The following is a 20122-nucleotide window of genomic DNA, read 5'->3' as shown; positions in this document are numbered from 1 at the left end:
GTTGGAAGGTCTTCCTCTATCCCGATTGTTTTAGGAAATGCTCTGTATCAAGCTTTCAGGGTTTAATCCCCTCAGCATGGGAGTTTCATCCTTATCCTCCCATTAAACTGAAAAGCTGAAGGTTGGAAAGTGGTTTCGAGATAGTTATATAGCAAGGGGCGGAGGGGAATGGCGAGACTCCTATCTTAAGTGTGGAGGCGCCTTGATCAGCGGCGTATGGACTGGACTGAGCTGGCGGAGGTAAAGGAAACACGAAGAACGAAGTGATTCGATGTTGACTTATCGTACAGAAGCGAGGGAAGTCTCACTAGCCGCTAGGCGCCGGAACCGGATATCTAGGAGGAAAAAAGTGCTTGGTGAGACCCCACAGGACGCAGTCCGAGGAGGCTCACCGCGCTCCCGCGGAAAGCGAGTCATTCCCCGCAGCCCCCATCCACTCAACAAAAGTCTCGAAACTGAGTCTTCAACTAAAGGGAGCATTTATTGAACACTTATTTTGAAGGTTTTGTGTCCTACTCCTTCTGGATTTGTGTTGTTGATTCCTCTGTCACATGGGATCATAAGGGATTTTTTAATGAAAACGCACATAATTTTTTCAACACTGACACATACTCTCGATAAATTCATGTTATCTTTCGAGTAGGTCTATGAATATCTTAATAACAGAATGGTCACTAGCTCATTGACGTACAATCCCTTTCTTTTGAAAAATTTAAGGAGTTGGCTAATGTGAACCAATCCCATGTGTTTCAAAATCTCACCCATAAAAAAATGCCGTTCGAAGAAGTGTTTTCTCATATTTTGACCTTTATGAAGAGTGAACCCATCGGAGATTACAAGCTCATGATGGGAACCGACTCCCAAGTTCACCCCTCGCATACCCTGTTCATTACAGGCATTGTCATCCAACGTGTTGGAAAAGGTGCATGGGCCTGTTTCCGAAAAGAGATGGTACACAGACAAATGACTACTCTCCATGAACGTATTTCCTACGAAACATCGTTAACGGAACAAGTAGCTTCCTTATTTACGGAGGAAAAGAAAAATGCCCTCATCGAAGTCGTCCTTCCCTATATCTACAAAGGTGCAACGTTTACAATCGAAGGACATATTGATATCGGGAGTGGAGATCGAAACAGGACAAGAGTTTATGTCAATGAAATGATGGCAAGAATCGAATCGCTTGGAATGGAAGCAAAGATTAAACCCGATTCTATTGTCGCAAGCAGCTATGCCAATCGATATACAAAGTAGTGGGCGGTGTTTATTGATGTATCAAAAGGCCGTTACATCTTGTGTGTTAGGAATGATGTCCATCTTTCTTCCTTTTATCGGCATCCTCTTTGGATGGATCGGGCTCCTTTTTGCCAATAAAGCTCTCGTTGAACTCACCACAGATGCACCAGGATACCGTTTCGCTTTAGGAGGGAAGATATGTAGCGTTGTTGGACTTTGTTTACAGTTCTGCATTCTTATATTCATTCTTGCTGCCTATTTCTTTTTCATGAACCTAAATCTTTTTATGTAAAATAAACAAGCGTCCTCTCTTAACTAAAGAGGACGCTTGTTGTATTACGCATGTATTTTCTTTAATTCTTCTAATACGTCAGATGGCTCAGCTCGATCTTTGTAGTCCGCTTTCGTATAGTCATACACAATCGTGCCATCTGTATCAATAATATATGTTGCGGAAACAGGGAGGGTCCACGTCTCATCACCATTATGTTTATCCACGTGGAGCCCTTTGTCTTTGTACACTTCTACAAGATAATCTGGTAATTGATACACCAAATTGTATTGATTGGCTACTTCATTCCCAACATCGCTCAGTACGTGATAGTTCAGTTCGTTCTTCTCCTGCGTCGTCAGTGACTGATCAGGGGTTTGTGGACTGATGGCCATTAACTCTGCTCCCTCTCCATGGATTTCCTCAAGGATCTGCTGATAGGCTCTCAGCTCCATGTTGCAGTAAGGGCACCAGCCTCCGCGATAAAAAGTAAGGACGACCGGCCCGTTTTTCAATTGTTCATAGAGCTCGACCGTTTCTCCCTTCGCGTCAGGTAAGTTAAAGTTTGGCGCTTTCTCTCCTGCAGACAAACCTTCACCTTCATTCGAAGCTTCCAGTTCATCAATCGCATTCTTCATTTTTTCTTGTACTTCATCAGGAGTTGCTTTCTTGAATTTTTCAATATACTCATGATAATGCTTTCTCATTTCTGTCTTCATGAAAAAAACTCCTTTTCCGTGGATTCACTTTTCATTATATAGGGGGGAAACACGAGAAGAAACTGATTTGCTTTCCCTCGTCATCCATAAGGCAAGGCCCACGGCTAACCCTCCAGCTGTTAACTTACCAATGAGTACAGGAAAAATCATATCCTTGTCTACACTAGCTACAAACGCAAAGTGGCTGCCTATGACGAACGCTCCACTCACAGCAAACGCAGCATTGACCGTTTTCCCTCGTTCATCCATATCTTTCATTGTCGCTAACATAGGTAAATGATGCGCTGTAGAAGCAATCAGTCCTGTTAGAGAGGTCGGTTTCATACCTAGCTTTTCACTCAGTTGTCCAATCCATTGCTCTCCCCGCTGATTGATAAAAGCTACAAGAGGATAAGCACCTGCTAATGTAACGGTGATCCTTCCAACAATGACCACACCTTCGGATAAGGGAGCCATTCCAGGAAGAACAATGAAGCCGGTCAAAGTTTCAATAATAATGAGAGTGAGGCCCGTGATAATCACGATTTCAATGGTTTTTCCGAAATAAGAAAATAACCGGATGGTGGCGTTCGTAAACAGCCATAAACCTACTCCGATACAGGCAGAAAGCAAAATAGCCGGTGTTAAATTACGCAACATCCACACAGCTTCATACCCTGCTAGAGCACCACCGACAAAACATCCGATCGGAACCGTAACTAAACCAGCTAAAATGCCTTTTGAAAAGTAAGGACGATCTTCTTTTTTTACAATTGTTAGCGCAACAGGAATAGTAAAAACAAGCGTTGGCCCCATCATCGTACCAAGAAGTGCCCAGGAAAAGGTGGCCGCTTCTTCCTCAAGGGCTAAGGATTCCGCCAAAGGATAGGCTCCCATATCAATAGCAAGCATCATTGATGCAAACATCGATGGGTCCGCTCCGAACCATAAAAACAATGGAGTGATGACAGGCGCAAGCCACTGGGAGAGTACGGGGGCAAGAGAAATGATCCCTACCATCGAAAGAGCAAGCGGACCCATCATCATAAACGCTTCGTAAAACCGCCATCCCAGAGATAGGCGGTGATTAAGCACATAATAATCCAGTGCTCCCAATACCATGAAGATACACATAACAATTAAAATGGCGTCATTCACCCACAAAAGCCCAGCCCCTTCCTCATATTTCTCTCTTCATTCATGTTTATAGGAACTACTACTCAGGGTAGGAGATTTTCTATAATGGCTTGCTCATCTTTACACGATGGACGCTGACTTAGCCTTTCCATATTTTTTTAAAAAAGGAGAAGAAAAAATGGTACAAGCTCTATTCATCGTTGTGGTTATTTTCATTGCAGCGAACCTCGTGTATTTTTTCACGAATAAATCCTACAGAAAAAGCTACTTCAGCACGGCCCTTTTCTTTCAATTATTTTTTGTACTCACAGGTGTGCTTATTGGATTTACGTTCCTCTACTCTTTGCTATCTTTAAACGGAGTCATTCTTGTTACTAGTTTATCATCAAGGGACCCTGTCGACCCAAACTTTTTGGACTTGCTTTATTTTAGTGGGGAAACGTTGTTGAGCGTGGGTTATGGTGACATGCTGCCTGTCGGGGCAGCCCGTTTCTTTGCCTTACTTGAATCAGGAATCGGCATCCTTCTCCCTACAGCTTATTTCTTAAAAGCTATGGATGCATCCAGGCAAAAAGAAGATTCATAAATATAAAAAGGACCCTTGTGAAAGGGTCCTTTCTATTATCCAATGGAGCATGCAGCAGAGCCATGCTTTTGTAAATATTTCTGGTGATGTTCTTCCGCTTCATAAAAAGTTGTTGCCTCTTCAACTTCTGTAACAATCGGGCGTTTGAAGACCCCTTTACCTTCCCATTCTTTAATTTTCTCTTCAGCAATATATTTCTGACTTGCATCCGAATGGAAAATAACAGAACGGTATTGATGACCAACGTCGATTCCCTGCTTATTGCGGGATGTCGGATCGTGAGCTTCAAAAAAGATATTCACTAGTTCTGCATAAGTGATGACCGTTGGATCGTAGTTCACTTTAACAGATTCCGCGTGTCCACTCTTTCCTGCTTTGACCTGTTCATATGTCGGGTTCTCCAGATGGCCGCCAATATAACCGACCTTCGTTTCTGTCACCCCTTCGAATTTTTCAAAAAATGCTTCTACTCCCCAAAAACATCCTGCACCGAAAATAGCGGTTGCCATTTAACATCTTTCCTTTCCCTTAACGCAACTTCTATCGAGAGCCTTGACGGTTATGGTGCTTACACGAAAAGACCCCTTTTCTTATCCAGTAAGAAAAGGGGTCGCTAATATCCGCACGATCCTCTCATCTCTTAGAATGTTCATACATTCTACAGGAATTGGCACCGTTCTCGTCAATCCGTAGATTGATTCGATGGTTGCCGGGCATCAAAGGGCCAGTCCCTCCGCCTCTCTGGATAAGAAGTTTCCGTTATTTATTTTTGTTAGTACCCATCCTACTACGTTTTTGTAACGAAGTAAAGGATAACAGATTAAAAATTTTCAATAAATGCACATCAAGTTTCTCTTGCTGTCATTGTATTCACAGCATACCATGCTCATGCCTGTCTGTAAAAAAATCCGCTTCTGCTCAGCTCTGCCCTGTTGTATAAACTTCCTCAAACGGCTGGACAATAACGAATCCATCTCCTTCGAACTCCATTTGTATGGATTCTCCGCTTCCCCGTCCAATCAATGTTTTAAAACTGATGTCTGTTCGGAAATTCGGCTCCAAATGTCCGGACCAGGCAACAGTAGCATGCGGGTCAGTAATCACAGGTTCCCCTGGACGGACCAACAATGTCAATGGTTCATAGTGCGACGTTATCGCCACACGCCCACTTCCACTAAGGGTTACGTTGAACAAACCACCAGAAACCATCCCCGCTACTTTCTTCATCAGTTTGATATCCCAGTCAATGCTCGGTTCAAAGGCAAGTAGATCATTTCCATTAACCGTGATGGTCTCATTATCCAGGTCGAAAATAGTAATCTTCTTGCCCTGATCGGCAAGGTAAAGGCGACCTCGACCAGTGGCTTTCATTAGAGAACTTCCTTCTCCGGTCATCGCTTTTTTAAATAAACGACCGACACCATGCTCGAGAATGCCCTCTCTTTCAAATTTAATGTTTCCATTATAGGAAATCATCGCTCCCGCCTTGGCCCACACTTGATCGAGAAGATTCACTTCGAGAATCCGCGGAGTCTCCAATTCAAAGTAGTCGTTTTCTGATTCATCCTGCTTTGTCTTTCTAATAAATTCATCAATAGAGTAGTCGCTCATTATCTGTTCCTCCTTATCGTATTCTAAGAGTATCTATGCTTCTAATTGACTATACCACGATGGATCAAAATCGAGTCCTAAAGTTCTCCCAAGCCTCAAGCCAAACTCTACAAAAGCGGATCCCTTGGCAGTGATCAGGCTTTTTGAAACAACCACCGTTTCATCCATATACGTATTCTCATTGAACACATTTAAGAAGACTCTCTGCTCTTTTGTAAGGCCTGTTGTATAGGATTGATGATTAAGGACTCCTGACATGGCAAGGAAATATGGGGCACTTGATATAGCACCGATGAGAACATCTTCTTCACTGGTTTTTTGTATGAAATTAATGAGCGTTACATGATCAACAAGATGTTTGAAATCATCGACCCCGGGCAGAAGTATGCAATCATAACCGCCAGGGCTGACCTTTTCCACTGTTTCATTTACTACACATTCAAGTCCTGATTCACCAGTGACTCTTTCCTCATCCAAACCTATATAGGTAACCTTTTGCTCTGCCTGTTTAAAGACTGAAAGAGCTACAGTGATTTCATATTCACTAAATCCAGGGTATAGCACTACGCCGATGGGCATGATTATCCTCCCTCCAGATGCTTTTCAAACCATTCCAACACCTCAGGTGCATACGCTTTAAAATGCAATCTCAAACCGTGATCCCCATTCTCATATTCAATATATCGATGGAGGTTATGCTCACGTTCCATCAAGCTTGCAAAGTATCTTGCCTTTTCCACAGGTACGGTCCGATCTCTTCCTCCGTGAAGCATTAATGTAGGGATTCCCACTTCCTCCACCCATTGAATGGGAGAAAGCTCACGATACCAACTATGTTCTCCTCCAGGTGGCCCCATTAATTGTTCGATTTGTTTTTGAACAGATGCAGGTTGGCTGGTGTAAAGATGCTCCAAGTCAGTAATGGCACCAATGACAGCGACAGCATCGACATCCATTTCCTGTTGAACCGCGAGCAGACTCATCCACCCTCCACGGGAATATCCGAGCATCACGGTACGATCTTCATCCACATGGTCCAACTCTGCCCCAACCTTCTTTAAATCCAGCACATCTTGGACAAAGTCTTCTTTTTTGTTTACCTTAACGTTCTCCTCTGCATTCTCCCTGTAGTGTGTCGCTAAAACAACATATCCCTGCTCTGCCCAGTAGGATAGATTTTTAAGTTCTTGCGCATCTGTCAGCGAACTTTCTCCCACCCCTCCTCGGTTATGAATAAGTAAAGGCAGGCTCTCCTCAATATTCTCCGGCTCAATCCAAAGACCCGGAATATTGGTACCCCCGCTTTCATATGTAATGGAATATCCTGTAACACCTGGTACACCAATTTCTACCTCTTTCTTACTCTGCAGGACAGGATCTTCGCTGTCCCCAACAAAGAACACAACGGCTCCCATAAAACTAAGGAAAACCAAAAAAGCTCCCAGCAGCTTCTTCACCTTATCCCTCCTCAATAGTCAATTGGAATAATCTGTATGACCTGGTCATGAAATATTTCCCATTTACTATCATTACATACGGAAGGGCTTTGGAAAGGTTTCATTTTTAGAGGGGCTGGGGAAAGAAACATCTATAGGAATTGTGATAGACTCTAGGTAACTTCAATTGAAAGGGAGATTTTGTATGTATGGCTTAGATGAAAAGAGAAAAGAATTGCTCGATTTTGTAGACCAAGTGCCAGAGCAACAAGCATCAGTTAAGCCTGAAGAAGATCGTTGGTCCATCCTTGAAGTTTTAGAACATTTATACTTAATGGAACAATTAATCGTTTATCAGATTAACCAGGCCCTTAAGCAGGGAGACACTCAGCAGGCAACCGAAAAACCGATTCATAAGACGACCAACCGTGATTATAAAGTCGAAGCGCCGGAGGCCGTTCGCCCGAAAGGGGAATTTACGACTTTGGATCAAGCAAAAGAGGGTTTGAAAAAGACGCGGGAAGCAACTTTATTCCTTATTCACAATAAGGAGCAGGAAACATTGCAAAACCGTGTATTCCCCCATCCCGCTTTCGGAGATATGAATCTGGAACAGTGGGTAGAGTTTATCGGTTGGCACGAACTACGCCACCTCGATCAAATGAAAGAAGTAAAAGCTCACATTCATACGTAAGACAAAAACCCCCTGAGTTTATTACTCAGGGGGTTTGGCATACGACTTATTTTTTATAATCCTGTGGTTTAACTTCCTCACCATCTTTACCAGTGTAACGAAGTCCCCAGCCTGTCCATGCCGCAACAAACATAACAATCAATAGCAACCAGCCCTGAAAGACGAACGGAAAAACTTCTCCCGGTCCGACAACAGGTAAGAAGTCGTATTGATCAGCAGCTCCCTGGACGGTAGCCCATGCGAGCAAAACCCCGCCACTCCAAGGGAAAATGTAGCCAAGTGAAGAGGTGACGGTATCCAGGAAGTTCGCTCTACGATACGGATGGATGTTCATTTCTGTCCCTAATTTCCGGACAAACGGTGCTGCAGCTATCTCAGCAGCTGTATTAATCGTAATAAATACATTTAAAAAAGCGACAATTCCGAAAATAGAAAGTTCAGCTCGGCGCACGACATTATTAATTAACTTCAAAAAGAAGTTTTTAATAACATCCATGGTACCCGCAACTTCCAACAGATAGGCGGCTGCTAAAATGAATAAAATCAAAATCGCCATATTGAAGTAGCCACTTATTCCATCAATCAATGCCCCTTCAATTACGGCTTCCCCGGCATCGTTCTTATGGATATACAGGACTTCTTTCAAAGAATGACCAGTAAAGAAGATGAACACGCCTGCTGCCAGAATTCCGTAAGACAATGAAGTCAAAAGGTGATGACCACTTAGGGCTAAATATAAAACTAATGCAAATGGAGCTAACATGAGCAGGCCTTCAGGTGAAACTTCATTTTGAAGCTCACTGACCACTTGCTGACTTCCCATCTCTCCACCACCGCCGAAAATTACAAATAAAATAAGAGCTGGAATGGCTGCTGTGATGGAATATTTAAAGCGGGAACGCACAACTCCTGGTACGTCAGCATCCTGAGTTGTTGCAGATACAATCGTCGTGTCTGATACAGGTGCCAGATTATCTCCAAAAACAGCTCCACTTAAAATCGCAGCGAGGAGAATAACAGGATCCGCTCCCAGGATGACCCCTGCCGGATACATTAGAACACCAAAAGTCGCTACTGTACCATAGCCGGTACCGACAGCTGTTGAAAACAATCCTGCCAGAAGGAAAGTGATGCCAACAAAGGCTCCCCCTTCAAGCCCGGATTGAAACCCGAACCAAATCAGGCCGTCTACTAATCCACCTGCGGATAACATGTTTGCAAACATCCCTGCCCAAAACCAGGCAATGATCGCAACGACCCCTACTGGCTGGGCCATTCCTGAAATCAAGCTCTGTGCATAATCTGACCATTCAGACTTACACAAGAATAGTCCGATGGCAATTCCAATAACCATTCCTAATACTAACGCTTGTTCTGTCACAAGACCTGTGACACTTAATACAACTGCCCATATGATGAAAAACACCAAGGGAATGGTAGCAGCAAAAACGCCGCCGCGAAACTCTAGCTTCCGTACTTCTTTTTCTCCTACCGCTTCATCAATGACTTGATCTTTTTTTTTATCTGCCACTAGTTTCCCTCCTCTACCAACGTTAACTGTACAATAGTTTATCATCCCATGTGTATAGATGTAATGTCACGAATTTTTTCATAATTTTTCAAAAGTAGTGTATCATCGGAAAAAAAGCAAAGTTAGGAGAAAGACCATGCTGCAATTGATCCCTTTTGAAGAAAAAGACTTTCCAACCATATTAGGGTGGGTCGAATCCCCCAGATTTCTGATGCAATGGGGAGGTCCGATGTTTAGTTTTCCATTAACCCACCAGCAGCTGATGGATTACAAAAATACACAAGACCGACGAACCTTCCAAGTCTATGATCCATCAGTAGAAAAAATAATCGGGCACATTTCCATAGGACGTATAGATGAAGATAAAAAACAAGCACGTATTGGAAAGGTACTCGTTTCTCCCGTACACAGAGGGAAAGGATATGGAAAACAGATGATCCAGCTGATATCCACGTATGCCTTTCAGCACCTCGAACTAGAGAAAGTGACCTTAGGTGTTTTTGATTTCAATAAAAGTGCCATCCGGTGTTACGAGAATGCTGGTTTCACCAAAGACCGCTACCTCAAAAACCATCGCCCTTTCGAAGACGAGTATTGGAGTCTTTATGAAATGAGTCTCCATAAATATACATAAACCATAAGAGGAGAACATCACGCGTTCTCTCCTCTTACTTTTTCATACTGCCCTCATTCCTATACACCCCCACCCACACGTAAGCTCCTACAGACCTTTTTTTCTGTAAATGATTGGGTGACCAGGTCATACATATTTTCCCAAAAAGCGCATCTAGGTTTTTCATTTTGTGTTTTATGGGGAAAGAATTTAAAATAAGAGAAGTATGTTTATGCATGATTATAAGTTAACGCTTACATTCATTGTCATTCTTATGTTTACCATTTTTTTCTGTTGACTGTTTTCGGGTAACCATTGATGATACCACGGTTCAAAGTGTTTGACTATGCAAATTATTCTGATAACATTATGAAACACATAGGCAATTTTATCTTACTTAAATTGATCTGACAGGAAGGTGAAAGTATGACTACTGTAAAAAATACTAACGATCATACAACTCCCTTACGCCGGGACATCCATGCATTAGGAAATATGCTAGGTGATATTCTCGTCCACCACGGCGGGGAGGAACTACTAAATAAAGTAGAAACGATCCGACAATTAACGAAAGACTTGAGGAAGAACCCAGATACCTCAACATACAACCAACTGAAAAATGAGATTCAAAACCTCGAACCACCGATGCGCTCCCAAGTCATCCGCGCATTCTCAATTTATTTCCACCTCGTAAATATCGCTGAACAAAACCATCGTATTCGCCGTCGCCGCGAATACCAACTGCGCGAAGATCATGGTGCACAACCATTCTCGCTCGAAAGCGCTGTTCAGAACTTGAAAAAAAATGACTTTTCCAAGGGTGCAATTCAAGAGGTCCTGGATAAGCTCTCTTTGGAATTAATCATTACGGCCCACCCTACTGAAGCTACGAAGCGGACTGTACTTGAAATTCAGAAACGTATTGCAACACTCCTTAAAAAGCTGGACCATCCACAATTGACGAAGAGCGAACGTGAAAGCATTCAGGACAGCCTGCAGAATGAAGTGACCGTACTTTGGCAGACCGATGAATTGCGCGAACGGAAGCCAACGGTTATGGATGAAGTGCGCAACGGCCTTTATTATTTTGACGAGACTTTGTTTGATGTACTGCCGGATATCCACCAGGAGCTCGAAGCTCGGTTGGAAGATCACTATCCAGGTGAAGATTGGAACGTTCCGAACTTCCTTCGTTTTGGTTCTTGGATCGGCGGTGACCGCGACGGTAACCCAAACGTAACCCCTGACATCACATGGCAGACCCTTCAGAAACAACGAAAACTTGTTTTGAAGAAATATGACGCCGTTCTTGTAGAGTTGATGAAAAGATTCAGTCACTCTTCTACTCAAGTGACCGTCACCGATGAGTTGAAAAATGCGATTGAAAAAGAAGAACCTATGCTTCCAAAAGGTAAGAAATGGCGTGTGGACCGCGAAATTTACCGCCGCAAATTCGCCATTATCCTAGAGCGCCTGCGTCAAGTAGGTAAGTCTGATATCGGTTACGGCTATGCAGACGAGCTTATCGAAGACCTGCGTCAAATTCGTGACAGTGCCCAAACGCACCAGCCGAATAAACGTGAGCTGAAAAAATTACGCAAATTGATTCGCCAAGTGGAACTATTCGGTTTCCACCTCGCAACACTCGATATTCGTAACCATAGTGGCGAACATGAATCAGCAGTCTCCGAACTTCTACAAAAAGTAGGAATTGTCGAGGACTACGCTTCCATGAAGGAGAAAGAGAAGCTTGATATCCTGCAAGACGTCTTAAAAGATCCACGTCCGATTTCATTACTGAACGAAGACTATTCTGAAGAGACACAAAAAATGCTGAATGTTTTCCAAATGATCCGTAAAGCTCACAAAGAATTCGGTGAGCGTTCGATTGAAGTTTACTTGATTAGTATGACGGAATCTGCAAGTGACCTTTTAGAAGTCTTAGTATTAGCGAAAGAAGCCGGCATTTACCGTCTGCATGCGGATGGCACAGTGGAAAGCAACTTGAACGTCGCACCACTTCTTGAAACCGTCGACGACCTTGTAGCAGGCCCTGACATTTTGAAAACTCTATTTGAAATGGATGTCTACAGCAAACACTTGGACAAGCATGGAAATCATCAGGAAATTATGCTTGGCTATTCTGATGGAAGTAAAGATGGCGGAACACTCACAGCCAACTGGAGACTTTACAAAGCCCAGCAGGAGATTCACGATATGGCTCACGAATACAATGTTGGATTGAAGTTCTTCCATGGTCGTGGAGGTTCCCTTGGCCGTGGTGGCGGACCGTTGAACCGGAGTTTGCTTTCTCAACCAGTGGAAACTCTTGGCGAAGGTGTAAAAATCACCGAACAAGGAGAAGTCCTCTCTTCCCGTTACCTGCTGAGAGACATCGCTTACCGAAGCCTTGAGCAAGGCGCTTCTACCCTTCTGGAGGGCGCAATGAATATATCGAAAGAGTCCGAACAAGGTCACCATCGTGAAGAGCTATGGGAGCAAGCCCTTGAGGATATTTCTGAAGTATCTTTGAAAAAATATCAATCACTTGTATTCGGTGATTCCGATTTCTTGACTTATTTCAACGAAGCAACCCCGTTACAAGAGATCAGTGAACTGAACATCGGCTCACGTCCAATGAAGCGTAAAGACAGTTCCAAATTTGAAAACTTAAGAGCCATCCCTTGGGTTTTCGCCTGGACGCAAAACCGTCAGCTTATCCCTGCATGGTACGCTGCAGGTACAGGACTTGCGAGTTATGTTGAAAATAGTGAAGATAACCTTGCTGTTCTTAAGCAAATGTATGAGAACTGGCCGTTCTTCCGCTCTACCATCAACAATTTACAGATGGCTCTGACTAAAGCGGATATTCAAACAGCTAAAGAATATAAAGCGTTGGTCAATGATCAAGAACTCGGGGAACGGATCTTCCAAAACATTGTGGAAGAATATGACCGTACCAAAGACATCTTGCTTCAAATCACAGGAGATGCCGAACTTCTTGATCATCAACCGACAATCAAAGAATCTGTACGACTTCGTAACCCTTATGTGGATCCATTGAACTTCCTTCAAGTGGAGCTTATTAAAGAATTACGTCAAGTCGACGATCATGAAGATATCTTGACTGAAGTTCTTCTCACCATCAGTGGAATTGCAGCCGGTCTTCGTAACACAGGCTGATTACCAAAAAGGAGTATAACCCCCCCGAGGGGTTATACTCCTTTTTTCATTCAACAAAATGGGAGAGTTATTGAAGATTCACGAACGCTAAATTCCTTTTAATCATTTGAATTCATATACAATCCCTCATTTATTTTTCAGTTTTGGACAAAGTAAAACTGATATTAAACAAAGTGAGGGATTCATCATGATCAGTATCCTAATTGGACTCGTATTACTTATGCTGTTGGCTTATCTCGGATGGTCCATCATCTGGATTGCGCCACTTGTATCAGGCATTGTCGCGATTTTAAGTGGTATGGATATCCTACCCGCTTATACAGATACCTACATGCAGGGATTTGTAGACTTTGCCAAAGACTATTTTCCGATTTTCCTTTTCGGTGCGATCTTTGGTAAATTGATGGAAGATACAGGAGCTGCACAGTCGGTTGCCCATAAGATTTCGAGCATCATTGGTAAAAAACGCGCCATTCTTGGAATGCTTTTATCGGCTGCAATTCTTACGTATGGCGGAGTTAGTTTGTTTGTTGTGGTCTTTGCTGTGTATCCATTGGCTGTAGCGATGTTTCGCGAGGCGAATGTTTCAAGAAAGTTGATTCCATCAACGTTCGTACTTGGTGCTTTTACTTTTACAATGACAGCACTTCCTGGTACACCTCAAATTCAGAACATCATTCCGATCAACACCTTTAAGACAGACACGATGGCTGCACCCATACTAGGTATTGTTGCTGCATTGATCATGGCTGTCGGTGGATATTTTTATTTGAAATTCCGTGAAAAACAACTGATTAAGAAAGATGAAAAATTCACGGAGCCTGAAGGCGATAACCAAGTAAAAAGTGTAAACGAAGAGGAACTCCCAAACTGGATTCTTTCCACCATTCCGCTGATTGCTGTTGTATTGACACTGAACGCATTTGACATCAGTATTCTAGCCGCCTTGCTCATCGGGATCATTTTAATCATGATCTTTAACTGGAAAGATTATAAAGATTTCATTAAAGCAATCAATGGAGGGGCTTCCGGTTCGGTTATGGCTACCATTAACACGAGTGCGGCTGTCGGGTTTGGTACTGTAGTTACCGCTTCACCTGGTTTTGACTCGGTAAAGGATTTGATTTTCAGTATCCCTTTGAGTCCGTTTTTCTCAGAAGCCTTTGCCGTCAGTCTCCTTGCTATGATCACAGGATCCGCATCCGGTGGTATGGGGATTGCCCTCGAAGCACTCGGACAGGAATATTACAATATTGCTGTCAATCAAGGGTTGAGTCTTGAAGCTTTTCACCGTATAACATCAGTAGCATCCGGAGCTTCCATACTTCCTCATAACGGGGCATTATTGACGTTATTTACGGTTACAGGGCTGACTCACAAAGATTCTTACAAGGATGTTTTCGTTGTCGGTCTTCTCATTCCGATGATTGCCACCATCGCGATTATTTTCCTTGCCATGATGGGAATCAACTAACTAACAAAAGCTTCCCTCCTTAGGAGGGAAGCTTTTTATTTGATAGAGGAAATAAGAAAACGTCCCTTTTATTATAAAGGGACGTTTTTTTGTTTATTGTACTGTATATCCGCCATCGATGACCGCTGCTTGGCCTGTGATGCTTTTCGCTTTTTCACTGACCAGAAATATCGCATAGTCTGCAATTTCCTGGACTTTCAACAACCGATTTTGTGGTACGAGTGGATAAATAACCTCTTCCAATGCCTTTTCCTTATCGATATTTCTCGACTTTGCAAGGTCTTCTAACTGGTTTTGGACAAGTGGAGTATCCACATATCCCGGGCAGATTGCGTTTACCGTGATCCCGTGGTCCGCGGCCTCTAGAGCGGCTACCTTCGTTAAACCGATCACTCCGTGTTTGGCACTGTTGTACCCGGCTTTCCCTGCGAAACCGATAAGTCCATTGATGGAAGCCATGTTCAAAATACGGCCATAACCTTGTTCCTTCATGTGTGGGAACGCATACTTCGTCCCATAGAACGGTCCTTTAAGCATAATATCCAGGATTAATGAATATTTTTCACTTGGGAATTCCTCAATTGGGGCGACATGCTGAATCCCTGCATTATTGACTAAGATGTCAATTTTCCCGAATTTACGAACCGTTTCTTCAATTGCATTTTTTACATCTTCTTCTTTTGCTACGTTCGCGACGACCCCTTCAACCGTATGTCCTTGGGATCGTAGTTGTTCTACTGATTTGTTGAGGGTCTCTTCATTGATATCATTAAGCATGACCTTCGCGCCTGCTTTTGCAAATTCTGTTGCGATCTCAAGTCCGATTCCCTGTCCCGAACCAGTAATTAAAGCTGATCTACCTTCAAGCATTCCAACTCCTCCTTTAAAATAAGCACTCTTCCTTTAATTTTCCCTTTTCTACGAAAATATGTACAAAAAAACTCAGCCTATGGAAGGCTGAGTTTTTAACTTAATAAAGTTTTCCTTGGCGGTACATAATCGTAGAAAGTTTTGTGACAGAATGGATGTAACAATTCTGTCTCAATGGGAACGGATCTCCAAAAAATTGAGGCAGTATCGTATCCATGGTACCTTTCAGCTTATCAAAAAGTCTTTCGAACACCTGATCCTCCGTCATGAACTGTGCCTCTCTTCCCTGAACCCACTCGTAGTAGGAAACGATGACACCACCCGCATTAGCTAATATATCAGGGACGATCAATACACCTTTATCCGCAAGGTATCGATCTGCTTCTTCTGTAATTGGTCCATTAGCACCTTCGACAATGATTTTCGCTTGAATGTTCTTCATATTATCTTTATGGATTTGATCTTCCAACGCTGCTAAAATCAGAACATCAACATCCATTTCCAGTAAATCATCTCTGTTTTTAATCTCTGCTACAAGCTCATGTTCGTTCAAGTCCTCTTCAGTTGAAGGCAGGTCGCCATCATGCTCTTTCGCAAACTGAACAAGTCCCGGGATATCCAGGCCATCTGAATGATAAAGCATTACATTTGCATCGCTCACTGCCACTACCCGGTTTTGCACATGATTACATTGGTAGGCCTCAAGAGCAGCAACTGAACCAAGGTTACCAAAGCCTTGAACCGCTACTTTTAACTTTTTGCCGGCATGATCAAGAGCCGTATGAGCAAAAGTATTTTCCGTATCGCCCAACCATTTTTTATGTTCATTGACGAAATCATGCAACATGTAACGGAACGTATAGTAAACCCCTTTTCCGGTTGCCTCTCTTCTTCCGAGAGATCCGCCATTTACGATGCTTTTCCCAGTGAAACTGTTGCGATAGGGCTCTCCGGGATGGATGTTTTTGAACTCTCCCATCATCCAATCCATTTCCCGCTCTCCAGTACCAACATCCGGAGCGGGAATATCCTTGTCCGGCCCTAGAATATCATTAAAATATTGAACGTATTTCTTACAAATTAAATTCAGTTCTTTTATGCTGTACTCTTTAGGATTGATGACCACTCCACCCTTACCTCCACCAAAAGGAAGTTCATGCAGAGCATTTTTCAAAGTCATCAGTTTCGCTAAATTAGAGACCTCATCTTCATCGACCGATTCATGAAAACGAATCCCGCCTTTATAAGGCCCGACAGTATCACTATGTTGGACACGGAATGACGGAATCCTTACGATCGTTCCATTTTCAGTAGTGATGCGTAGAAAAGATTTGTGGATATGATTCGGAGTTGATAGAAGCGCGACCAGTGAGTTATAGGCTTGCTCCCGCGTTTGTGCTTTCAAGTCCGGGAGAAAATCTTCATCCTCCATGATGGCCTTTAATGACTCTTCGATAATGGTTTGTTGTCTTTGCATAATCCGATAGCCTCCGTTCTAATAAATTGGTCCTGTGTGGATTTCCTTATCTAAGAGTCCATTCCCCAAACAGAAGCTGTAAAACGTTTTCAGCAAAGAAAAAAGCCCCCTGCTTGAGGGGACCTATCCATTAACCTAAAATATTGTAACCTGAGTCAACATAGACAATTTCTCCTGTCACTCCACGAGATAAGTGGCTCATCATTGCCAGGGTCATGTCTCCGACTTCTTCTTGTGTCACGTTCTTTTTCAGTGGAGCTGTTTCTTCAATTTTGTGTAAAATCTCATTGAAACTTGGTACCCCTTTAGCAGCGAGTGTACGTACCGCACCAGCCGAAATGGCATTGACTCTGATTTGATTTTCACCTAAATCGGACGCCAAGTAACGAACCGTGGCTTCAAGAGACGCCTTCGCCACACCCATGACGTTATAGCCTTCAACCACACGTTCAGCCCCAAGGTAACTCATAGCAATCATCGATCCGCCTTCTGTCATATAAGGCTGACTGGCTTTCGCTACCGCAATAAGTGAATAAGCACTTGTATCCTGTGCAAAAGCGAACCCTTCACGTGAAGTATCCACAAAATCCCCTTTCAAATCCTCCGCATGAGCAAAAGCGATGGAATGACAAACCCCATGAATCACACCGACTTTCTCACCAATTTCCGCAAAAGCCTGTTGAATACTTTCATCACTGTTTACATCACATTGAACGATGGCTTTCGCCTCTAATCCACCGTCCGCAAGCAACTTCTCAAGTTTCTTATAACTTCTGTCTTTTCGATATGTAAAAATAACGTTGGCGCCTGCCTGATAGAGGGATTTAGCCACACCCCAGGCAAGGCTTCGCTGGTTCGCCACACCCATGACAACGATGTTTTTATCTTTCATTTGTAAAATATCTTCCATAGTAACCTCCAACATGTGTTTTCTTAGTTATACCTTATTCCGAAGAGGGTTGTCTACTTCTCCTTCATTTCTACGTGGGAAAACCTTCCCCTCCATGTCTCAAATCGCTTCCCTTGCTGAATGCTCAAAGGTGCGTCAAACAGAGGACCACCCCAAACGAAAGTGTGAAACTCCCCGTTTTCTCCGCAAGGATCAACTTCAGGGGACAAGGAATGCAGAAATTCCTGATTATAGAGAACCCCGGGTAAGCTTTTATCCAACTTCTTCGTATCAACGGTTGTGACCACTGCCTGAAATCCCTTTTCAATGATTTCATCTGCTACCTGGTGAGAACTTATTCCCCATAATGGGTAGGTCCCTGTCATTTCATTCTTCCTCAATAAAGCATCGCGAAACGCTCGGATATCTTCAAGGAAAAGATCGGCGTAAACCACTTTGTGAATGTTTCTGTCTTTAAAGTCCTGGAACATCCTTTGCATTACCTTCTCATAAACCTTATTTGATGCATTCTCCGGAACCGGGACAATTTCAAGTGGGAGTCCCAGGGCCTCCGCCTGCTTCATCAGCAGATTCTCCCCGACTTCATGGACAGGTAATCGCAAAGACTGCTCAGAAATGGTTGAAAACAGACCCTCGACCTCGTACTTCTCATCTTCCATCATCTTTTGTAAAGCAAGGGCGGAATCCTTGCCACCACTCCAAGAGACTATGACTTTCTCAGGCACTCATCATCACTCCCTATTTAGAACGTAAATGCAGAGCCATATGAATCAGGTTTTCACTCCTGCCGTTCTTCCGAATATAATCTTTGAAGCGTCCTTCCTTTTGAAAACCGAGATCCTCATAAAGGTGGATGGCTCGTGCATTGGACTCCATTACATGCAGCCGGATAATATCAATGCCTTCTATTCGCAGACATCTAGCAGTCATCGCCTTCACAAGTTCCCGGCCAATCCCTTTGTTTCTTGCATCCCTTTTCACATTAACACCGAATGTGCCCTGATGTCTTGTAGAAGAAAGAGCACCCAAATCAAAGTTTAAAAAGCCGACCACCTCATCTTCCATTTCGGCTACGAGAAAAAACTCAGGGTCTTCATAACGGCTGATCCATGATTTTTCTTTTTCCAAGGAATCATGGAACTCAGACAGGTGTTTCAACCCATAGCCCTCCGCTAACATTTCCTTAGCCAACGCCATCGTATGAGGCGCATCTTCTGGTTTCCCCTTACGAATCACACATTTCTTCGGGGTCATTTTTTCCCACTCCAATAGGCGCCGTCCTCCATGTGAGCAAAAGGAATATCAGTATCTACTTCCCCGTGTACCTTTTCTTCTTCAAGATCCTCTCCATTCAACCATTGAGAGAAATCAAATTCCACAGGTTTCTGATCTCCACCTAAAGCAAACCATGCCTTGTTTTCTTTTGGTAAATACCCGGAGGTGTGAATCGTTCCGGCCCAGTTGCTGTACAGCTTAGAAAACACACCACGATCGGTTTCGTTCATTAAACGGAAGGCATCATATGCATTCTCAATCTTTTCACGACTCGATTGGATCGCATCCATACGCTTCATAGAATCCACGAGGTGATTCCGATTTTCCTTTTTCATGATTTCAAAATGGTTTGTACAAACATCTGATTCCCTTACCTCTACCCCACGGGGAGAGGCTTCCACTACATAGGTCATATTGCTTTTATCGAAGACGGTGTAACTGAATGAATGGCGATGGGGGATGTCACGGAGCATTTGAACAGCTTCCGTTACATTCGCGCAAGACTCAAGCACAAGGCGGCCAATCATACAGCAAATAAACCCGTCCCCCGGGCGCTTGCGGTGCATGAAGTTATATCCCATCACCAGACCCTTTTCATTCATCCCATCCATACGGCCCGTAATACGCTGCGTCGGTCCTATAATGCTGTATCCTTGGTCGGTGGGCTGAAAAAGGCTGTAACGCCCCTCGTATGTCTTTGGCATGTAATCGTAATTTCGAATAAAATAACCGTCTCCAGTCATAATCGAACATCCACTTCTTTTGTAGTCGATTCGATATCCACCGAATTCCATCATCACTTTTTCCATCGGCCATTCCAAAGCATCTCTCAAACCAAGAAGCTCCTCCCATACACCTGGGGAAAAACGTGTAATCGCTTCTTTCACTTCCTGTTCTTCTACAATAAAACGAGGCTTCCTCACCCGCCATTGTTTTTCTCTATTCTTTACTGTCCACGAGTCTTTCAGCCGCTGTCCTTGATCAAACCCAAAATCATAATGCGTGCCTCTAAATTGCAATATTTCGCTATGTATTTTTTTCATCATCGTTTCCTTTCTAACCATTTCTGCCTTCAATGTACCAGATTCCAGTTCAAAATTGAACTATCCCTTCCTGTTAT

The 20122-nt window shown here is 43.3% G+C and carries 19 protein-coding genes and 1 riboswitch; of the genes, 6 read left to right on the top strand and 13 right to left on the bottom strand.

The features are described from left to right. Window positions 1–771 precede the first annotated feature (771 nt). Window positions 772–1254: a ribonuclease H-like YkuK family protein gene (locus GLW00_RS11510; RefSeq protein ID WP_160914327.1), complete on the top strand. Its 483-nt coding sequence runs from the start codon at window positions 772–774 to the stop codon at window positions 1252–1254. 318 nt (window positions 1255–1572) lie between these two features. Here the strand turns inward: GLW00_RS11510 and GLW00_RS11505 are convergent, their stop codons facing one another. Together GLW00_RS11505 and eutH are read right to left on the bottom strand one after the other, a co-directional pair. Then, window positions 1573–2226 carry a peroxiredoxin-like family protein gene (locus tag GLW00_RS11505; protein WP_160914182.1) on the bottom strand — a complete coding sequence of 218 codons (654 nt, stop codon included), beginning with the start codon at window positions 2224–2226 and terminating at the stop codon, window positions 1573–1575. A 24-nt stretch (window positions 2227–2250) separates the two neighbouring features. Continuing rightward, entirely contained in the window at window positions 2251–3363 is a 1113-nt protein-coding gene (gene eutH, locus GLW00_RS11500; RefSeq protein ID WP_335808471.1) for an ethanolamine utilization protein EutH, read from the bottom strand. 157 nt (window positions 3364–3520) lie between these two features. On the opposite strand from eutH, the gene GLW00_RS11495 reads away from it, so the two are divergent. Next, window positions 3521–3928, top strand: coding sequence for an ion channel (locus GLW00_RS11495; RefSeq protein ID WP_160914181.1), 408 nt, complete (start codon window positions 3521–3523; stop codon window positions 3926–3928). Between the two features lie 35 nt (window positions 3929–3963). Here GLW00_RS11495 and msrA read toward each other — a convergent pair whose 3' ends face one another. The 4 genes from msrA to GLW00_RS11475 all read right to left on the bottom strand — a co-directional run bounded on the left by msrA (window position 3964) and on the right by GLW00_RS11475 (window position 6996). Further along, window positions 3964–4437: a peptide-methionine (S)-S-oxide reductase MsrA gene (gene msrA / locus GLW00_RS11490; protein ID WP_160914180.1), complete on the bottom strand. Its 474-nt coding sequence runs from the start codon at window positions 4435–4437 to the stop codon at window positions 3964–3966. 121 nt (window positions 4438–4558) lie between these two features. Then, a riboswitch (SAM riboswitch) is annotated at window positions 4559–4680 on the bottom strand. Window positions 4681–4846: 166 nt separating this feature from the next. Beyond that, window positions 4847–5539, bottom strand: coding sequence for an AIM24 family protein (locus GLW00_RS11485; RefSeq protein ID WP_115824281.1), 693 nt, complete (start codon window positions 5537–5539; stop codon window positions 4847–4849). A gap of 33 nt (window positions 5540–5572) precedes the next feature. Continuing rightward, window positions 5573–6118, bottom strand: coding sequence for a DJ-1/PfpI family protein (locus tag GLW00_RS11480; protein WP_160914179.1), 546 nt, complete (start codon window positions 6116–6118; stop codon window positions 5573–5575). A gap of 2 nt (window positions 6119–6120) precedes the next feature. Beyond that, entirely contained in the window at window positions 6121–6996 is an 876-nt protein-coding gene (locus GLW00_RS11475; protein WP_160914178.1) for an alpha/beta hydrolase family protein, read from the bottom strand. Window positions 6997–7180: 184 nt separating this feature from the next. Here GLW00_RS11475 and GLW00_RS11470 point away from each other — a divergent pair, with 184 nt between their 5' ends. After that, window positions 7181–7669, top strand: a complete 489-nt coding sequence (locus GLW00_RS11470) for a DinB family protein (RefSeq protein ID WP_160914177.1) — start codon at window positions 7181–7183, stop codon at window positions 7667–7669. A 46-nt stretch (window positions 7670–7715) separates the two neighbouring features. On the opposite strand, the gene GLW00_RS11465 is transcribed toward GLW00_RS11470, so the two are convergent. Beyond that, the gene (locus GLW00_RS11465; protein WP_160914176.1) at window positions 7716–9200 is read right to left on the bottom strand and encodes a Na+/H+ antiporter NhaC family protein; all 1485 of its coding nucleotides are present in this window, start codon (window positions 9198–9200) and stop codon (window positions 7716–7718) included. 136 nt (window positions 9201–9336) lie between these two features. Between GLW00_RS11465 and GLW00_RS11460 the strand changes: the two genes are divergently transcribed. The 3 genes from GLW00_RS11460 to GLW00_RS11450 all read left to right on the top strand — a co-directional run bounded on the left by GLW00_RS11460 (window position 9337) and on the right by GLW00_RS11450 (window position 14470). Next, window positions 9337–9834 carry a GNAT family N-acetyltransferase gene (locus GLW00_RS11460; RefSeq protein WP_160914175.1) on the top strand — a complete coding sequence of 166 codons (498 nt, stop codon included), beginning with the start codon at window positions 9337–9339 and terminating at the stop codon, window positions 9832–9834. Window positions 9835–10239: 405 nt separating this feature from the next. Beyond that, window positions 10240–12996, top strand: coding sequence for a phosphoenolpyruvate carboxylase (gene ppc / locus GLW00_RS11455; protein ID WP_160914174.1), 2757 nt, complete (start codon window positions 10240–10242; stop codon window positions 12994–12996). 187 nt (window positions 12997–13183) lie between these two features. Then, window positions 13184–14470, top strand: a complete 1287-nt coding sequence (locus GLW00_RS11450; protein WP_202412468.1) for a GntP family permease — start codon at window positions 13184–13186, stop codon at window positions 14468–14470. A 93-nt stretch (window positions 14471–14563) separates the two neighbouring features. Here the strand turns inward: GLW00_RS11450 and GLW00_RS11445 are convergent, their stop codons facing one another. From GLW00_RS11445 to GLW00_RS11420, 6 genes are all read right to left on the bottom strand, one after another. Beyond that, window positions 14564–15340 (bottom strand): 3-hydroxybutyrate dehydrogenase, encoded by a 777-nt coding sequence (locus GLW00_RS11445; protein ID WP_160914173.1) that lies wholly within the window; start codon window positions 15338–15340, stop codon window positions 14564–14566. Window positions 15341–15440: 100 nt separating this feature from the next. Continuing rightward, complete coding sequence (locus GLW00_RS11440; RefSeq protein ID WP_160914172.1) at window positions 15441–16817, bottom strand: Glu/Leu/Phe/Val family dehydrogenase; 1377 nt, start codon at window positions 16815–16817, stop codon at window positions 15441–15443. Between the two features lie 130 nt (window positions 16818–16947). Then, window positions 16948–17727: an enoyl-ACP reductase FabI gene (gene fabI / locus GLW00_RS11435; RefSeq protein WP_160914171.1), complete on the bottom strand. Its 780-nt coding sequence runs from the start codon at window positions 17725–17727 to the stop codon at window positions 16948–16950. 53 nt (window positions 17728–17780) lie between these two features. Next, window positions 17781–18452 (bottom strand): Dph6-related ATP pyrophosphatase, encoded by a 672-nt coding sequence (locus GLW00_RS11430; protein ID WP_160914170.1) that lies wholly within the window; start codon window positions 18450–18452, stop codon window positions 17781–17783. Between the two features lie 13 nt (window positions 18453–18465). Beyond that, complete coding sequence (locus GLW00_RS11425) at window positions 18466–18981, bottom strand: GNAT family N-acetyltransferase (protein WP_160914169.1); 516 nt, start codon at window positions 18979–18981, stop codon at window positions 18466–18468. Beyond that, entirely contained in the window at window positions 18978–20045 is a 1068-nt protein-coding gene (locus tag GLW00_RS11420; protein ID WP_160914167.1) for a C45 family autoproteolytic acyltransferase/hydrolase, read from the bottom strand. The genes GLW00_RS11425 and GLW00_RS11420 overlap by 4 nt, the downstream gene beginning before the upstream one ends. Window positions 20046–20122: the final 77 nt, after the last annotated feature.

Source organism: Halobacillus litoralis, from assembly GCF_009856445.1.
Lineage (GTDB): Bacteria > Bacillota > Bacilli > Bacillales > Halobacillaceae > Halobacillus > Halobacillus litoralis.
Note: the sequence above shows the minus strand (reverse complement) of the source record. Positions and strands in the feature narration are given on the sequence as shown.